General features: G+C 38.2%; 14 protein-coding genes, 1 tRNA gene and 1 pseudogene. 12 read left to right on the top strand and 4 right to left on the bottom strand.

All coding sequences use genetic code 11. The features are described 5' to 3' along the window. The 5 genes and pseudogenes from glnA to B4237_RS08795 form a co-directional block, all read left to right on the top strand. On the top strand, positions 1 to 876 hold an 876-nt coding region (gene glnA, locus B4237_RS08815), incomplete at its 5' end, for a type I glutamate--ammonia ligase (protein WP_286942760.1). Positions 877 to 1,000: 124 nt separating this feature from the next. After that, positions 1,001 to 1,492, top strand: coding sequence for a chorismate--pyruvate lyase family protein (locus B4237_RS08810; RefSeq protein ID WP_007479912.1), 492 nt, complete (start codon positions 1,001 to 1,003; stop codon positions 1,490 to 1,492). 15 nt (positions 1,493 to 1,507) lie between these two features. Continuing rightward, positions 1,508 to 2,389 carry a 4-hydroxybenzoate octaprenyltransferase gene (gene ubiA, locus B4237_RS08805; RefSeq protein WP_278596103.1) on the top strand — a complete coding sequence of 294 codons (882 nt, stop codon included), beginning with the start codon at positions 1,508 to 1,510 and terminating at the stop codon, positions 2,387 to 2,389. A 231-nt stretch (positions 2,390 to 2,620) separates the two neighbouring features. After that, positions 2,621 to 3,208: pseudogene (locus B4237_RS08800) on the top strand (alpha/beta hydrolase family protein); the annotation flags it as partial. 109 nt (positions 3,209 to 3,317) lie between these two features. Continuing rightward, positions 3,318 to 3,527, top strand: a complete 210-nt coding sequence (locus B4237_RS08795; protein ID WP_004880744.1) for a hypothetical protein — start codon at positions 3,318 to 3,320, stop codon at positions 3,525 to 3,527. A gap of 9 nt (positions 3,528 to 3,536) precedes the next feature. Here B4237_RS08795 and B4237_RS08790 read toward each other — a convergent pair whose 3' ends face one another. Together B4237_RS08790 and B4237_RS08785 are read right to left on the bottom strand one after the other, a co-directional pair. Then, the gene (locus B4237_RS08790; protein ID WP_004880743.1) at positions 3,537 to 3,977 is read right to left on the bottom strand and encodes a DUF2726 domain-containing protein; all 441 of its coding nucleotides are present in this window, start codon (positions 3,975 to 3,977) and stop codon (positions 3,537 to 3,539) included. A gap of 57 nt (positions 3,978 to 4,034) precedes the next feature. Beyond that, positions 4,035 to 4,110: transfer RNA gene (locus B4237_RS08785), tRNA-Asn, on the bottom strand. Between the two features lie 234 nt (positions 4,111 to 4,344). Here B4237_RS08785 and B4237_RS08780 point away from each other — a divergent pair. Beyond that, complete coding sequence (locus tag B4237_RS08780) at positions 4,345 to 4,770, top strand: hypothetical protein (RefSeq protein WP_004880740.1); 426 nt, start codon at positions 4,345 to 4,347, stop codon at positions 4,768 to 4,770. Positions 4,771 to 4,816: 46 nt separating this feature from the next. Here the strand turns inward: B4237_RS08780 and B4237_RS08775 are convergent, their stop codons facing one another. Beyond that, complete coding sequence (locus tag B4237_RS08775) at positions 4,817 to 6,049, bottom strand: pyridoxal phosphate-dependent aminotransferase (protein ID WP_257736138.1); 1,233 nt, start codon at positions 6,047 to 6,049, stop codon at positions 4,817 to 4,819. Positions 6,050 to 6,248: 199 nt separating this feature from the next. Here B4237_RS08775 and B4237_RS08770 point away from each other — a divergent pair, with 199 nt between their 5' ends. Next, complete coding sequence (locus B4237_RS08770) at positions 6,249 to 6,428, top strand: hypothetical protein (RefSeq protein ID WP_004880736.1); 180 nt, start codon at positions 6,249 to 6,251, stop codon at positions 6,426 to 6,428. Positions 6,429 to 6,464: 36 nt separating this feature from the next. Here B4237_RS08770 and B4237_RS08765 read toward each other — a convergent pair whose 3' ends face one another. Beyond that, a complete protein-coding gene (locus B4237_RS08765) occupies positions 6,465 to 7,259 on the bottom strand; it encodes an A1S_2505 family phage non-structural protein (RefSeq protein WP_061392900.1) in 795 nt (264 codons plus the stop codon). 221 nt (positions 7,260 to 7,480) lie between these two features. Here B4237_RS08765 and B4237_RS08760 point away from each other — a divergent pair, with 221 nt between their 5' ends. The 5 genes from B4237_RS08760 to B4237_RS08740 all read left to right on the top strand — a co-directional run. Continuing rightward, positions 7,481 to 8,173, top strand: coding sequence for an SDR family NAD(P)-dependent oxidoreductase (locus B4237_RS08760; protein WP_061392901.1), 693 nt, complete (start codon positions 7,481 to 7,483; stop codon positions 8,171 to 8,173). Positions 8,174 to 8,258: 85 nt separating this feature from the next. Continuing rightward, entirely contained in the window at positions 8,259 to 10,283 is a 2,025-nt protein-coding gene (uvrB, locus tag B4237_RS08755; protein WP_007479931.1) for an excinuclease ABC subunit UvrB, read from the top strand. A 120-nt stretch (positions 10,284 to 10,403) separates the two neighbouring features. Next, positions 10,404 to 10,988, top strand: a complete 585-nt coding sequence (locus B4237_RS08750; RefSeq protein ID WP_192412852.1) for a lipocalin family protein — start codon at positions 10,404 to 10,406, stop codon at positions 10,986 to 10,988. A gap of 104 nt (positions 10,989 to 11,092) precedes the next feature. Beyond that, positions 11,093 to 12,037: an EamA family transporter RarD gene (gene rarD, locus B4237_RS08745; RefSeq protein WP_278596101.1), complete on the top strand. Its 945-nt coding sequence runs from the start codon at positions 11,093 to 11,095 to the stop codon at positions 12,035 to 12,037. 646 nt (positions 12,038 to 12,683) lie between these two features. Continuing rightward, positions 12,684 to 13,654 (top strand): glyceraldehyde-3-phosphate dehydrogenase (locus B4237_RS08740; protein ID WP_286942752.1); only part of this gene is annotated, 971 nt, incomplete at its 3' end.

Below are 13,654 nucleotides of genomic sequence, written 5' to 3'. Positions count from 1 at the left end.
TACTTCCCAGTTCCTCCAGTTGATTCTCACCAAGATATGCGTGCTGAAATGTGTGCTCGTATCGAAGACATCATGGGCCCTGGCCGCGTAGAAGTGCATCACCACGAAGTTGCTTCTTGCCAATTAGAAATTGGTGTGAGCTTCAATACAATGGTTCGCAAAGCTGACGAAGTACAACAGTTCAAATATGCTGTTTGGAACGTTGCTCACCAATACGGCAAAACTGCGACATTCATGCCTAAGCCAATGGTAGGTGATAACGGTTCAGGTATGCATGTTCACATGTCTATCTCTAAAGATGGCAAGAACTTGTTTGCTGGTGATGAATATGCTGGTTTATCTGAAATGGCATTATTCTTCATTGGTGGTGTAATCAAGCACGCGCGTGCATTAAATGCGATTACTAACCCATCAACGAACTCTTATAAGCGTTTGGTTCCTCACTATGAGGCGCCAATTATGCTTGCTTACTCAGCGCGTAACCGTTCTGCGTCAATCCGTATTCCATATGTTTCTAGCCCTAAAGGCAAGCGTATCGAAGCTCGTTTCCCAGATCCAATGATGAACCCATACTTAGGTTTTGCTGCATTGTTGATGGCTGGTCTTGATGGTATCCAGAACAAGATCCACCCAGGTGAAGCAGCTGACAAGAACTTGTACGATCTTCCTCCTGAAGAAGAAGCAAAAATCCCAACAGTTGCTCACAACTTGGAAATGGCGATTGAAGCACTTCAAGCTGATCACGAGTTCTTGTTAAAAGGTGGCGTGTTCACTAAAGAAATGCTTGAAGCATATATCGAACTTAAAACTGAAGATGTACGTCGTCTTAACACGACTACTCACCCAGTTGAATTCGACATGTACTACAGCTTGTAATACATTGTTATTCAGAAAAGCTCGCTTCGGCGAGCTTTTTTTATGTCATTAATAGATTGGAAGATTGTACATATTTACTGAAAAATTCATGTAAACTAAACGCGATGTTTTTAGTGAGCAACGCATGCGAAATTTACGACCAAACAGAATAAAGGGCAAAGAGATCCCAACTGAATTAAAAAAATGGTTGTATGCGTCAGGTTCATTAACACAGCAACTCACCGATCTGGGTGGTGGTGAGTTTCATGTAGAACGAATAAAAGAACATTATCAACGTCTAACTTTTACCGACAGCCAGTGGATGCGGATGCCTTATCAGCATATCGCATGGGTAAGAGAAACCAATCTTTATGGTAGTGAGTCCGAAGCTTGGGTAAAAGCCAAAAGTATTTTTCCGATTCTAAGTTTGCAAAAAAAAGCGCGTATATTTAAGCATATCGGGAACAAACCGATTGGGTGGTTCTTATTTCAGCGTACAGACCCTAAGTGTGAGCGACGTGTGATCTATCTTGCCGAGGGTTGGACTAGGCAAAGTTGTTATACGTGGCACGGTTGTAAATTCATTGTGCAAGAAACTTTCTTGCCTGCTTTTGAACAGTTTATTCGACAGCATTGACTCTAAGGATTCTTCATGGAAACAGTGCAACATATCTCTTGGCGGCAGCGTTTAGAAGCCTATTACTATTTATGTCGTTTTGATAAACCGATTGGTACAGAACTGGTTTTGTGGCCGACAATGTGGGCATTATGGATTGCTTCAAAGGGTATTCCTGATTTAAAAGTACTTATAATCATGATTTTAGGCTGTTTTTTTATGAGAGCGGCTGGTTGTGCGATTAATGATTTTGCTGACCGAAAAGTTGATGCACATGTTGAACGGACTAAGAATCGCCCTTTAGCAACAGGTGTGATCAAGGCAAGAGAAGCTGTATTCGTATTTTTGGGCTTAGTTATAGCAAGCGCATGCTTATTATTTTTCTTGCCGATTGAAACGTTTTATTGGTCATTTGGGGCGCTATTTTTAGCCTTTATTTATCCTTTTATGAAACGCTATACGCATTTGCCACAAGTGTTTTTAGGTGCGGCATTTTCGTGGTCAATCCCTATGGCTTATGCAGCAGTAGGGAAAACACCTGATTTGACATGTTGGTTATTATATTTTGGTAATTTAGCGTGGACTGTTGCCTACGATACTCAATATGCAATTACTGATCGTGAATACGATTTAAAAATTGGTGTGAAATCTACCGCAATTTTGTTTGGGCGTTTTGATATTCAAATTATAGGATTGCTGCAAATTGTTAGTTTAGGCTTAATAGGCACTGCACTATATTTAGAAAATATTTTGCTGCCATTTGGGTTAATCGCATTGATATTCGTAGGATTAGATTTTATTTATCAAGCAATAAAGACCAAAGAGCGTGATCCGCAAATCTGTTTCTGGGCATTCCGTCACAATCGATGGGTTGGAATGATTATTTTTGCAGGAATTTTTTTAGAATTAATATCTTAATCTGACTGATTAGTTGAAAAGTGTCCTATACAAGGGCACTTTTTTTATGTATTAATAACAGTGCATGTAGTTTCATGCTTAAAAAAAAGACAAAGACTAAAAGGATATTTTATGAAACGGTCAAAAATTGCATTGGCAATGACGTTCTCAATTTCAGCACTGTTTTTATCAGCATGTAATGATAATGGAGATGACAATAAGCGTGCTGATTCCGACAAGACATATTTGTATGAAAGTAACTATGATTTGAAAACAATCTTTACATCAGGTGCGGCTGATATTGCTGAGTTAGCTTATGGGCGTAATGGTGATGATGGGGCTTGTTTGAGTTATTCTGGTGAAGATGCTGCAAATGGTTTGCATGAGAAATTCAAAGCAGGGATCGTTGCTTACTTAGCAGATACAACACATCAACTGTCAGGATACGGTATTGATCTGACGAAGTTTAAAACAGATCCTGTGGTACAAGAGTTTTTAAAATCAACTCAGCCGGCAACAAATGCCACAGCTGAAAAGGTAATTAAAACCCCTGTATTGATGCTTCAGGGAGAGAAAGATCAAGCTGTACTCCCCGTGGTGACACAAAGTATGTTTGCCAACATGAAAGCGAAGGCTTTACAGTTCTTCCCACAAGCAGGTTATGAAAATGGTTATGAGTTGAAGATTGTTCCGAATGCGACTCATACTCAAGCAATCATTTGTGAAAATGCCAAAGCTGTAGATTTTATTCAAGCCAATATGTCTGCGGGTACAGGTATTGTTTTAACTGATGCGCAAAAAGATGCAAGTCAAAGTCCTCACTGTACGGGAATATTTTAAACCGACAAAAACTGTGATTTTAATTTTAAGCAAGGAGTCTCTTTATAGAGGCTCTTTTTTTGTTATATTGTTGCACTCTATTAAGGCCTAATTTGAGACAGAATCCTTTATGAGTCAGAACGCTGCAGAAAAGAGACGTATTCCTTGGTTGTTAATGAGTTTGGGTTTACTCATTCCGATTTTTATTGTGGGTATGGCATTTCTGGCTGCAAAAAGTGATGCTGAAACTAAGCGTAAATATGACCAGCAACATGCCGAAATTGCTAAAAAATTTGAACAGCAGAAAAATGCTGAGCAAGTTGCCGATAATCAACCTTAAAGACTAAATTCAGCGAATATCCATCTGTAGCTGCTTTACAGATGGAATTTGTGTATATCGTTGTACGTAATAACCTGCTTCTTTTAGCATTTGATCTCGTTGTTGGTCTTCTAGCTCTTTACCTATATGACTTGGGTCATCTAGTTCAACAATCGCAATAACCTTCATCTCTCTATCTAACACCACAAAATCAGTCACTTTTCGATTGAACTTATTTCTTAACTTATAATGATCACTTGTTATGAGTGCGCTAAATGCAACCTGAGCCAATACATGATCATTTGGAAAAGCTTGTTGTAATCGTAGAAACATTTGTGATTCAAATGAGGTAATAACGGGTCGTGCGAAGAATTTTTGTTTTCTAAAGAAAGCGGGTAGGCAGCTATATAAAAGAAGTGCTGTACTGATACATCCAATAAGGATGAAAATAATTTGGCTGGATTGAAACATATTCTTATTGAGCTGTGAATAAAAAACCCACTCATGAAGAGTGGGTTTTTAGAATCTTGGCTCTCCCACCTGGGCTCGAACCAGGGACCTGCGGATTAACAGTCCGTCGCTCTACCGACTGAGCTATGGGAGAATCTGAATGCCATTATAGGGGGCTTTTGAAATCGGTCAAGTTAAAAGTGTCATGTTTTCTTCATTTTTATATCGTATGGTTTTTATTTGCACAATTAGCTTGAAATTTAAAAAATAGCTTGAACTTTGGAAATTCTATTGCTAGATTCGAGTTAGAAAGCGTTTAGATATCTATCTAAGCAGTGTGGATTTAACCCTACTTGCCAGCACTAAAATGGCTAAATCGGAGGTCAAAATGACTATTCTCAGTATTCAATCTATCTTTTCAAATCTTTCTTATTATCAAGAAAATTATTTAGATATCATTCAAAATCCTACACAATATTATCAATCTGTTGAAAATGCCAATATACATTTCGCTGCTTTCAGTGATGAGCGACTGTATTTAGGTGATTTATTACAGCTTTGGTTTGGTGATAAGTGGACTGAACATCAATTACAAATTCTCGAAAAATCTCGAAATTTATTATCAAATAAAAACTTAGAGAATAGGGAAAATGCTTTATTCTTATTTGCATTTGAGAAGCAAGGACTTTTCAAACAAGCGCATGCTTATGCGTGGAATGTACTAGAGCAAAAGATTCAAAAAATAAGTTTGAATGAAAGTTTTCCCTTTTATTGTCATTACTTAAGTTTATCTCGTCCGCAGCGTCTTTCTTAATAATAAAAAAGCCTGTCGAAACAGGCTTTTTACATCTTTTTAGGTGTTAAGCTGTTTTTTCTGCTTCGATTGATGCAATTGCAGCATCAACACCTTCAATGGAATCAGCAGCTTTTTTGATACGCGCTAAAGCATCCACTAAAACTTCGTCAGCAGTTGCATAAGAAATACGCATAAATCCACCTAAACCAAACGCATCACCAGGAACAACAGCAACGCCTGTTTCTTCAAGTAACCATTCAGAAAACTCTGTGCAAGATTTTAAACCTTTTGCACGAATAAGCGGACGAATGTTTGCGTATGCGTAAAAAGCGCCGTCAGCTGGTAAGCAAGAAATACCATTGATTTCATTTAAGCCATTTACCACTAAATCGTGACGACGTTTAAATGCTTCGATCATTGGCTGTAATACATCTTGCGGACCATTCAATGCAGCTTCAGCAGCGACTTGTGAAATTGAAGTCGGGTTTGAAGTTGATTGCGATTGGATTTTTTTCATTGCACCAATGATTTTTGCAGGACCAGCAGCATAACCGATACGCCAGCCTGTCATTGCATATGCTTTAGAGACACCATTGAGAACGATGGTACGGTCATATAAATCAGGTGCAACGGTTGCGATGTTGTAGAACTCATCTTCCCAACGAATTGGTTCATACATGTCATCAGAAGCAACAAAAACTTGTGGGTGGCGACGCAAGACTTCTGCCAAAGCTTCGAGTTCAGCTTTGGTATAGATCATGCCTGTTGGATTTGACGGGCTGTTTAATACCACCAAGCGTGTTTTTTCTGTGATTGCCGCTTCTAATTGCTCTGGTGTGATTTTGAAGCGTTGCTCTTCGCCACATTTCACGATTACTGGTGTACCTTCAGCAATGATCACCATGTCTGGATAGCTTACCCAGAATGGAGCAGGGATAATGACTTCGTCACCTTTATTTAACAAAGCAAGTGCTAAGTTAAAGAAACTTTGTTTACCACCACAAGAAACCAAAATTTGATTTGCTTGATAGTCTAAATTGTTATCGCGTTTGAGTTTCGCAATAATTGCTTTTTTTAAGCTTGGAGTACCGTCTACAGCTGTGTATTTTGTAAAGCCATTATTAATCGCTTCAATTGCAGCATCTTTGATGTGTTGAGGGGTATCAAAGTCTGGTTCGCCTGCACCTAAACCAATCACGTTCTTACCAGCAGCTTTAAGCTCAGCAGCTTTGTTTGTTACTGCAAGTGTAGGGGACGGTTTGATAGCATTGACACGATCAGAGAGACGTACGTCCACGGCATTATTCCTTCTTATGGGATTAAAAATAAAAGCAAGCTATCTTAGCTTAAATAGACTTAAAAGTGGTCGAAACTTACCGTGTTTGAATAAAAAGTTACCAAATACACAGCGGTGTTTTTTACATTTTTTATTTTTATAAATACCGCAAAAATCTATTACAATAGCGACTAGAAATTTAGATTTCGAGAGAATTTCAATGAGTACTGAAAATCCTAAAGCGAAGAAAGCTTTGGTGAAATTACCATTCCCGATGCCATCTGCGCAAAATGACGATGATGATGCAACGCATAATCAGGTTCGTCCAAAACCTGAACAATATGCTGATCGTACGTGGATGCCACCTCGTGGGACACGCCGTTCTATGGGTAAACGTTAATAAAAAAGCCAATCGATATGATTGGCTTTTTTATTACTAATGACGATTTAGAGGATGTTGTATTTCTAGTTCACCACGCCAAAGTTTAATAAAATCATATTCATCAATGTCATAGAGTTCCATCAAGGCAATAATCACGCTCACAAAAATCATTGCACCCTCAGAATTGCTCTGGAAATTGAAAATCTTACCATTCAATTTACCTAGAATATCCTTGATCTCATGCTCTCTACCCCGACCATAACGATCACGCGGATAAAGTTCTTCATTTAATACAACAAGAGCAATCGCTTTTTCAGCTGCAGATAATTGAGTTTGGTTTAATGCTTCTTCAAATGATTCATAACCATGATTGAAGTAAAAAATAACTTCATCATTAATAAACGCATGTACTGTTGCTGCTGTTAAATTTGGAAATTGAGAAACTGCATCTTCTTCGATATAAGGGCGGAATGATTCTGGGAAGATCACATTGCTGTGAATGCCTTTAAATAATGGGGCGATTTCTGAAACTTTATAGCCTGCAATACCGCACCCTAAAGCCGTCAAAAAGTATTTCATTTTGGGGTGATTTTTTGCGTATATTTTAAAATCATCAACATAATGCTCAATTTGAGAGAGAGGCATTTGCTGGATGTGTTCATTGAGTGTTGGAATCGCAAAACTTTGTCCAGCCCAACCACGACCTACACCTTTCACCGCAGCAAAATGCTGTGCAGCAACACGCGCAGCACCACTGTCGTGTATGCCAGCAAGATTACTGCCAAATACAAAGACCGTATCTTCAGGGAGTTCCGTTACTATGGTTTCATCATGGTATTGGTAAGTCATTAGAATTCATATTTTAGGTTATCGTTCTACTCATGTTGCTATTGATTGGTACTAGGGTCAAGTAAAAATATTTAATTGTTATGTTAATAATTTCAATTTGTTAAGCATAATTTTAGCTTGAAAAACTACTTGTATCATAGAGAATAAATATAGCTAACACGGAATTCACATCTTGTTGTTTAAGCTCAAACTTTCAAGTGGTGAATATATAGTCTACGCATATGAGTATTGTTATCGCAGGTGCTTCAGGTGGAATAGGACGAGCACTTTTTGAGTTGTTAAATAAGCAGGCTCAGAAGAAGGTATTTTGTATTAGCCGACAACGTCTAAGGGATTGTGATTTACAGGCTGACTTATCTGAATCAAGTCAAATCAAATTGATTCAGGAGTTTTTAAGTCATATTCAACCCACAGAGGTTTATTGTTGTGCTGGTGTTTTACATGAAAATGGTTATATGCCTGAAAAGAGCTTAAGCCAAATTCATGATGAATGGGTTTATAAGTCGTTATCACAAAACGTTATGACACATGTTCATCTAGCGCAAGCCTTAGCACCTATTTTGAGCAAAAACTATGATTTAAAATGGCTATCATTATCAGCCAAAGTTGGAAGTATTGAAGATAATGCCTTAGGTGGGTGGTACAGTTATCGAATGACCAAAACAGCATTAAATATGTTTATTAAAAATCTAAGTATCGAATGGTCGCGTAAGTCATCTAATATTATTGTCGCAAGCGTTCATCCTGGAACGACTGATTCAGCATTATCCAAGCCATTTCAGCGCAATATTTCACCAGAAAAACTGTATAGCGCTGAACAAACAACAGAACGATTGATAACAATTATGCAGAATTTAACAGCACATCAAAATGGAAAGCTTTTAAATTGGGATGGGCAACTGTTACCGTATTAATTAAATGAAACTAATCTTGAAAAGTATCAATTCGCCCAAATTGATTTGCTAAACTACCGTTTAAATTTTATCAAAGAGTGTACTTGTGAGCGAAAATCAACCTTTCGATTTAGTGACAAATTACCAACCTGCGGGTGATCAACCACAGGCAATTGAAAAATTAGTCAAAGGAATTGACCAAGGTTTTCGTAATCAGTTGCTACTTGGGGTAACGGGGTCGGGGAAGACCTATACCATGGCAAACGTGATTGCTCAGACGCAGCGACCAACCATTATCATGGCGCACAATAAAACATTAGCTGCACAACTCTATGGTGAATTTAAAGCATTTTTCCCTAACAACGCGGTTGAGTACTTTGTAAGTTATTACGACTATTATCAACCTGAAGCCTATGTACCTTCTTCAGATACCTTCATCGAAAAAGACTCAGCGATCAATGATCACATTGATCAGATGCGACTTTCTGCAACGCGTGCGTTGTTAGAACGTCGTGATGCCATTATTGTTGCATCAGTTTCAGCGATTTATGGCTTGGGTGATCCAAATGCCTATATGCAAATGCTGTTGCATATTGTACAAGGTGATCGAGTGAGTCGAGATGAGATCATTCGCCGTCTCGTTGAAATGCAATATACGCGTAATGAATTAGAATTCTTACGTGGTACATATCGTATCCGTGGTGAAATTATTGATATTTTCCCAGCAGAATCGGATAAGGATGCCATTCGGGTAGAGTTATTTGATGACGAAGTTGATTCAATTCGCTGGTTTGATCCATTGACGGGTAAATTAGTAAGGAAAGTTCCGCGTGTAACGATTTACCCGAAAAGTCATTATGTCACGCCGAAAGACCATTTGACTCGTGCGATTGATACCATTAAAGATGAACTCAAAGATCAACTTAAATTTTTTAAAGACAATGACAAATTGCTCGAAGCACAGCGTATTGAGCAACGTACCCGTTATGACTTAGAAATGATGCAGCAATTGGGGTATACCAATGGCATTGAAAACTATTCACGTCATTTATCTGGACGTTCGGCTGGTGAAGCGCCTCCAACCTTATTTGATTATATTCCTGAAGATGCGTTACTGATTATTGATGAATCGCATGTAACCGTTCCTCAAATTGGGGCGATGTACAAAGGTGACCGCTCGCGTAAAGAAAATTTGGTGAATTATGGATTCCGTTTACCAAGTGCATTGGATAACCGTCCAATGAAGTTTGAAGAGTGGGAACGTATTGTCCCAACAACCGTATTTGTCAGTGCAACACCTGCGCAATATGAGTTGGAAAAGTCAGAGCAAGTGGTAGAGCAGGTGGTTCGTCCAACGGGATTGATTGATCCTGAAATTGAAGTAAGGCCTGTACTGACCCAAGTCGATGATGTGCTATCAGAAATTAATATTCGTAAGCAGTTGAATGAACGTGTTCTTGTGACGACGTTGACCAAACGTATGGCTGAGGATTTAACATCATATCTCAAAGAATATGGGGTTAAAGTTGCTTATCTACATTCCGATATTGATACGGTCGAGCGTGTCAAAATTATTCATGAGTTACGTACAGGTGTACATGATGTTTTGGTAGGGATTAACTTACTGCGTGAAGGTTTGGACATGCCAGAAGTATCTCTAGTTGCAATTTTGGATGCGGATAAAGAAGGTTTCTTGCGCTCAGAACGTTCATTGATTCAAACGATTGGTCGTGCAGCGCGTAATGTGAAAGGTAAGGCCATTTTATATGCTGATCGCATTACAGACTCTATGCGTAAAGCGATGGATGAGACTGAGCGCCGTCGTAATAAGCAAATTGAGTTTAATGAACTTCATGGAATTACACCACGCAGTGCAGTTCGCCAAACAATTAAAGAAATTGATACGGGCGAAGTGCTGACCGATGATGAAATCGATGAAAAAGTGCTTGAGCAAGCTCAGTCAATTAGTGCTGATGAACAACATTTGCTTTCTGATCCAAAGTTATTTGCAAAACATATTTCTAAGTTGGAAAAGGAAATGTTGAAAGCATCGAAAGAGCTACAATTTGAGCAAGCAGCGCGACTTCGTGATGAAATCGTGCGTTTAAAAGCACATATGTTGCAGTCTTAAATAAGTTGAGAAATCCTCAAAAGTGATACATATCGCAACAGTTTTTGTTTATAAATTAGGCTATGTTTCTAAGTTAAGTATATGACTATTTATAACAAATTTCTGCTTTGAGGATTTCTGATGCCCTTTATTAAAAATTTCCCGAAAGCGAGTTGGCGTTTAGCAAAAATTGCAGTGGGTGGAGCTGTTTTAACTGGATTGGCTGTAGCAACAATCTCTTATGCTCAAGCGAAGCCCTTAGCAACCGTTGAAAAAGTAGAATTAGACAAGTATTTGGGTGTTTGGTACGAAGTTGCTCGCAAGCCGATGTATTTCGAACGTAAGTGTGCGTATAACGTTTCAGCAACGTATACCGTAAATGAAAATGGCAATATTGTTGTCGATAATAAATGCTATGACATTGATGGAAATCTTCAGCAAAGTCTTGGTGAAGCATTTGTCGTGAACGCACCCTTTAATACTAAATTAAGCGTAAGTTTCCTACCTGAAGGTGTTCGTTGGATACCCGTTGGGCGAGGGGATTACTGGATTTTAAAACTTGATGAAGATTATCAAACTGTATTGGTTGGTGAGCCTAAGCGCAAATATTTATGGGTGCTTTCACGAACACCAAATCCGAAAAAAGAAGTGATTCATGAATATCTAAATTATGCCAAGTCCCTTGGATATGAGATTAATGATATTATTTACCCTGAACATCGCTAGATACAGCACTTTATTTTTAAACCATGCGCTTGCATGGTTTTTTATTTCTCATATAGTGGATTAATCAAGTTTTTCTTGAACCACTTTTCTCTCCAGAGGTCAAAATGTTTAAGGGAATTGCGTATTCAGTTTTGGCTTCTGTGACCTTTGGTGTTCTTTATTTTTATACCCAATTTTTAGGTGCATTGGATAGTGAGCAAACCTTTGGTTGGCGCATCATTGCGACCTTGCCATTTTTAACTCTATTTATGTGGTTTAGTGGTGATTTGGGTCATATTAAAACTATTTTCCAAAGAGTATTAGCAAAGCCTAGTTTACTCCTCTTGTTAATACTAACCTCGGTTCTAACCTCTGCGCAATTATGGCTTTTTTTATGGGGGCCGATGCATGGTAGGGGATTGCAGGTTTCGCTTGGTTATTTTCTATTACCTCTTGTACTGGTGCTCGCTGGAAGTGTTTTATATGGTGAAAAGCTTTCTAAGTTACAGTGTTTGGCTGTGTTACTCGCAGTGTTTGGTGTAGGACACGAAATGTGGCGTTTGGGGAGTATTGCGTGGGAAACAGCTTTAGTTGCAATCGGTTATGCAGCTTATTTTGTGATTCGGAAAAAAATCAATACTGATAATTTAGGTGGATTTTGGTGGGATCTTATATTGATTTTACCTATTGCAATTTATTTGACACAAACAGGTATCACACCTTATTTGAAGTTTTTTGACTATCCAAGTTTAACCTTTATCGTCATGGGCTTAGGCGCATTAAGTGCGATTGGTTTGGGATGTTATCTTTTAGCAAGTCGATACTTACCATTGATTATTTTTGGGTTGTTAGGATATTTAGAGCCAGTTTTACTAGCATTAGTATCTTTGATGTTAGGAGAAAAAATAGGTGCAGAAGAATGGCTTACTTATATACCGATTTGGTTAGCCGTCTTGGTTTTGGTGATCGAAGGGGCGATCCATCTGTATCAACAAAGACTACGTAAACAACATTTGGAATTGAATTTACAGCAATATTCAAAACGGCTCAGTGATAATGAGCAAGATTAATATGAGTCTAGTTTTGAACTAAAGGCCTTTAAGCTTCGCATATAAGTAGTACATTAGGTTAATGGTGAGAAACATTAAAATATGTCCATATTCCTTAGGCAGACAGCCAACCTCACCGTTGCAGTTGAAAAAGGGCTCACCAATCCAAGAAATAGGAAAATAGACAATATTTGTGAGTAGCAATCCAAATAATCCGATAAAGCCCATAGAGACTTCACAGGCAAGAGGAATGCTAATGAGTAATAACCATATTTTAAAATTCATTTTTACCTTGATTTAGTTAAGTGTTGTAATGAGTTGAAATATAATTTTTATTATTATATTTCAATAGGTTGATTTTATTTGATTGGTGATTTTAATTTTTGATCGTACTGTTTGTTGTAGTTATTAGGATCGTGTAAAGGATAACTATATTTATCAGTAGCTTCATCATCCGTATGAGTGAAAATCAACTCAAGCGGGTCATGAAAATGAATATTCACCAAAATTCATAAAAATAATTATAGGTATTTTATGAATTTATAGTCAATTAGTACAAAATCTTAGCTCGTTTAGCAGCTTTTGATTCAATCTTGATGATAATTCTATTACAATAATGGCGTTTTAAAAATTCACGCCCAGTATATATAAATTAGAGGACGTAACTGTGAGCAAAGAAACTATCGTTGCCCTACACGCAGAACACCAAGGTCGTTGGAAAAACCGTGAAGAAATCGCGGAACGTATGATTACATTAATTGGTCAATTGTACCGTGAGAAAAACATCGTGGTTTCTGTTTACGGTCGTTCTTTAATTAACCGTTCAGTAATCCAAATTTTAAAAACTCACCGTCGTACTCGCATGCTTGATGTTGAGCTTTCAGTTGTAAATACGTTCCCTATTTTAGAAGCGTTAATGAAAGTTGAAAACATTGGTTCAGCTGAAGTTGATATCGGCAAACTTGCTGTTGAATACAAGAACCAAGGTGGCGATGTTGATGCATTTGTTGCTCAAGCTGTTGCTCCAATCCAAGGTAACTCAACTGCTGCTGAGCCTAAAGATGTTGTTCTTTACGGTTTTGGTCGTATTGGTCGTATCTTAGCGCGCTTAATCATCAGCCAATCTGGTTTGGGTCGTGGTTTAAGCCTTAAAGCAATCGTTGTGCGTAAATCATCTGATGGTGACTTAGCTAAGCGTGCTTCGTTATTACGTCGTGACTCTATTCACGGTACTTTCGACGGTACGATTTCTGTTGATGAAGAAAACGAAGCGATCATCGCAAATGGTCAATTCATCAAAGTAATTTACGCTTCTAGCCCAAGCGAAGTAGATTACACAGCATATGGTATTGATAATGCACTTCTTATCGACAACACTGGTAAATGGCGTGATGTTGATGGTTTAGCTCAGCATTTACAATGTGCTGGCGTTGCCCGCGTTGTGTTGACTGCACCTGGTAAGGGTGACATGAAGAACGTTGTATTTGGTGTGAACCAAGCTGACATCTTAGATGAAGACAAAATCATCTCTGCTGCAAGCTGTACAACAAATGCAATTACACCTGTATTAAAAGTTTTAGATGACAAATACAAAGTGTTAAATGGTCATGTTGAAACAGTTCACTCATTTACAAATGA

Origin of the sequence: Acinetobacter sp. UBA6526 (genome assembly GCF_002434875.1) — a bacterium.
GTDB classification, from domain to species: Bacteria; Pseudomonadota; Gammaproteobacteria; order Pseudomonadales; family Moraxellaceae; genus Acinetobacter; species Acinetobacter venetianus.
Note: the sequence above shows the minus strand (reverse complement) of the source record. Positions and strands in the feature narration are given on the sequence as shown.

Bases quoted from the DNA above. Each gene is read 5' to 3' on its own strand.
- B4237_RS08810 (WP_007479912.1), top strand. From the start codon at position 1,001: ATGCGAAATTTACGACCAAACAGAATAAAGGGCAAAGAGATCCCAACT.
- ubiA (WP_278596103.1), top strand. From the start codon at position 1,508: ATGGAAACAGTGCAACATATCTCTTGGCGGCAGCGTTTAGAAGCCTAT.
- B4237_RS08795 (WP_004880744.1), top strand. From the start codon at position 3,318: ATGAGTCAGAACGCTGCAGAAAAGAGACGTATTCCTTGGTTGTTAATG.
- B4237_RS08790 (WP_004880743.1), bottom strand. From the start codon at position 3,977: ATGTTTCAATCCAGCCAAATTATTTTCATCCTTATTGGATGTATCAGT.
- B4237_RS08780 (WP_004880740.1), top strand. From the start codon at position 4,345: ATGACTATTCTCAGTATTCAATCTATCTTTTCAAATCTTTCTTATTAT.
- B4237_RS08770 (WP_004880736.1), top strand. From the start codon at position 6,249: ATGAGTACTGAAAATCCTAAAGCGAAGAAAGCTTTGGTGAAATTACCA.
- B4237_RS08765 (WP_061392900.1), bottom strand. From the start codon at position 7,259: ATGACTTACCAATACCATGATGAAACCATAGTAACGGAACTCCCTGAA.
- B4237_RS08760 (WP_061392901.1), top strand. From the start codon at position 7,481: ATGAGTATTGTTATCGCAGGTGCTTCAGGTGGAATAGGACGAGCACTT.
- B4237_RS08750 (WP_192412852.1), top strand. From the start codon at position 10,404: ATGCCCTTTATTAAAAATTTCCCGAAAGCGAGTTGGCGTTTAGCAAAA.
- rarD (WP_278596101.1), top strand. From the start codon at position 11,093: ATGTTTAAGGGAATTGCGTATTCAGTTTTGGCTTCTGTGACCTTTGGT.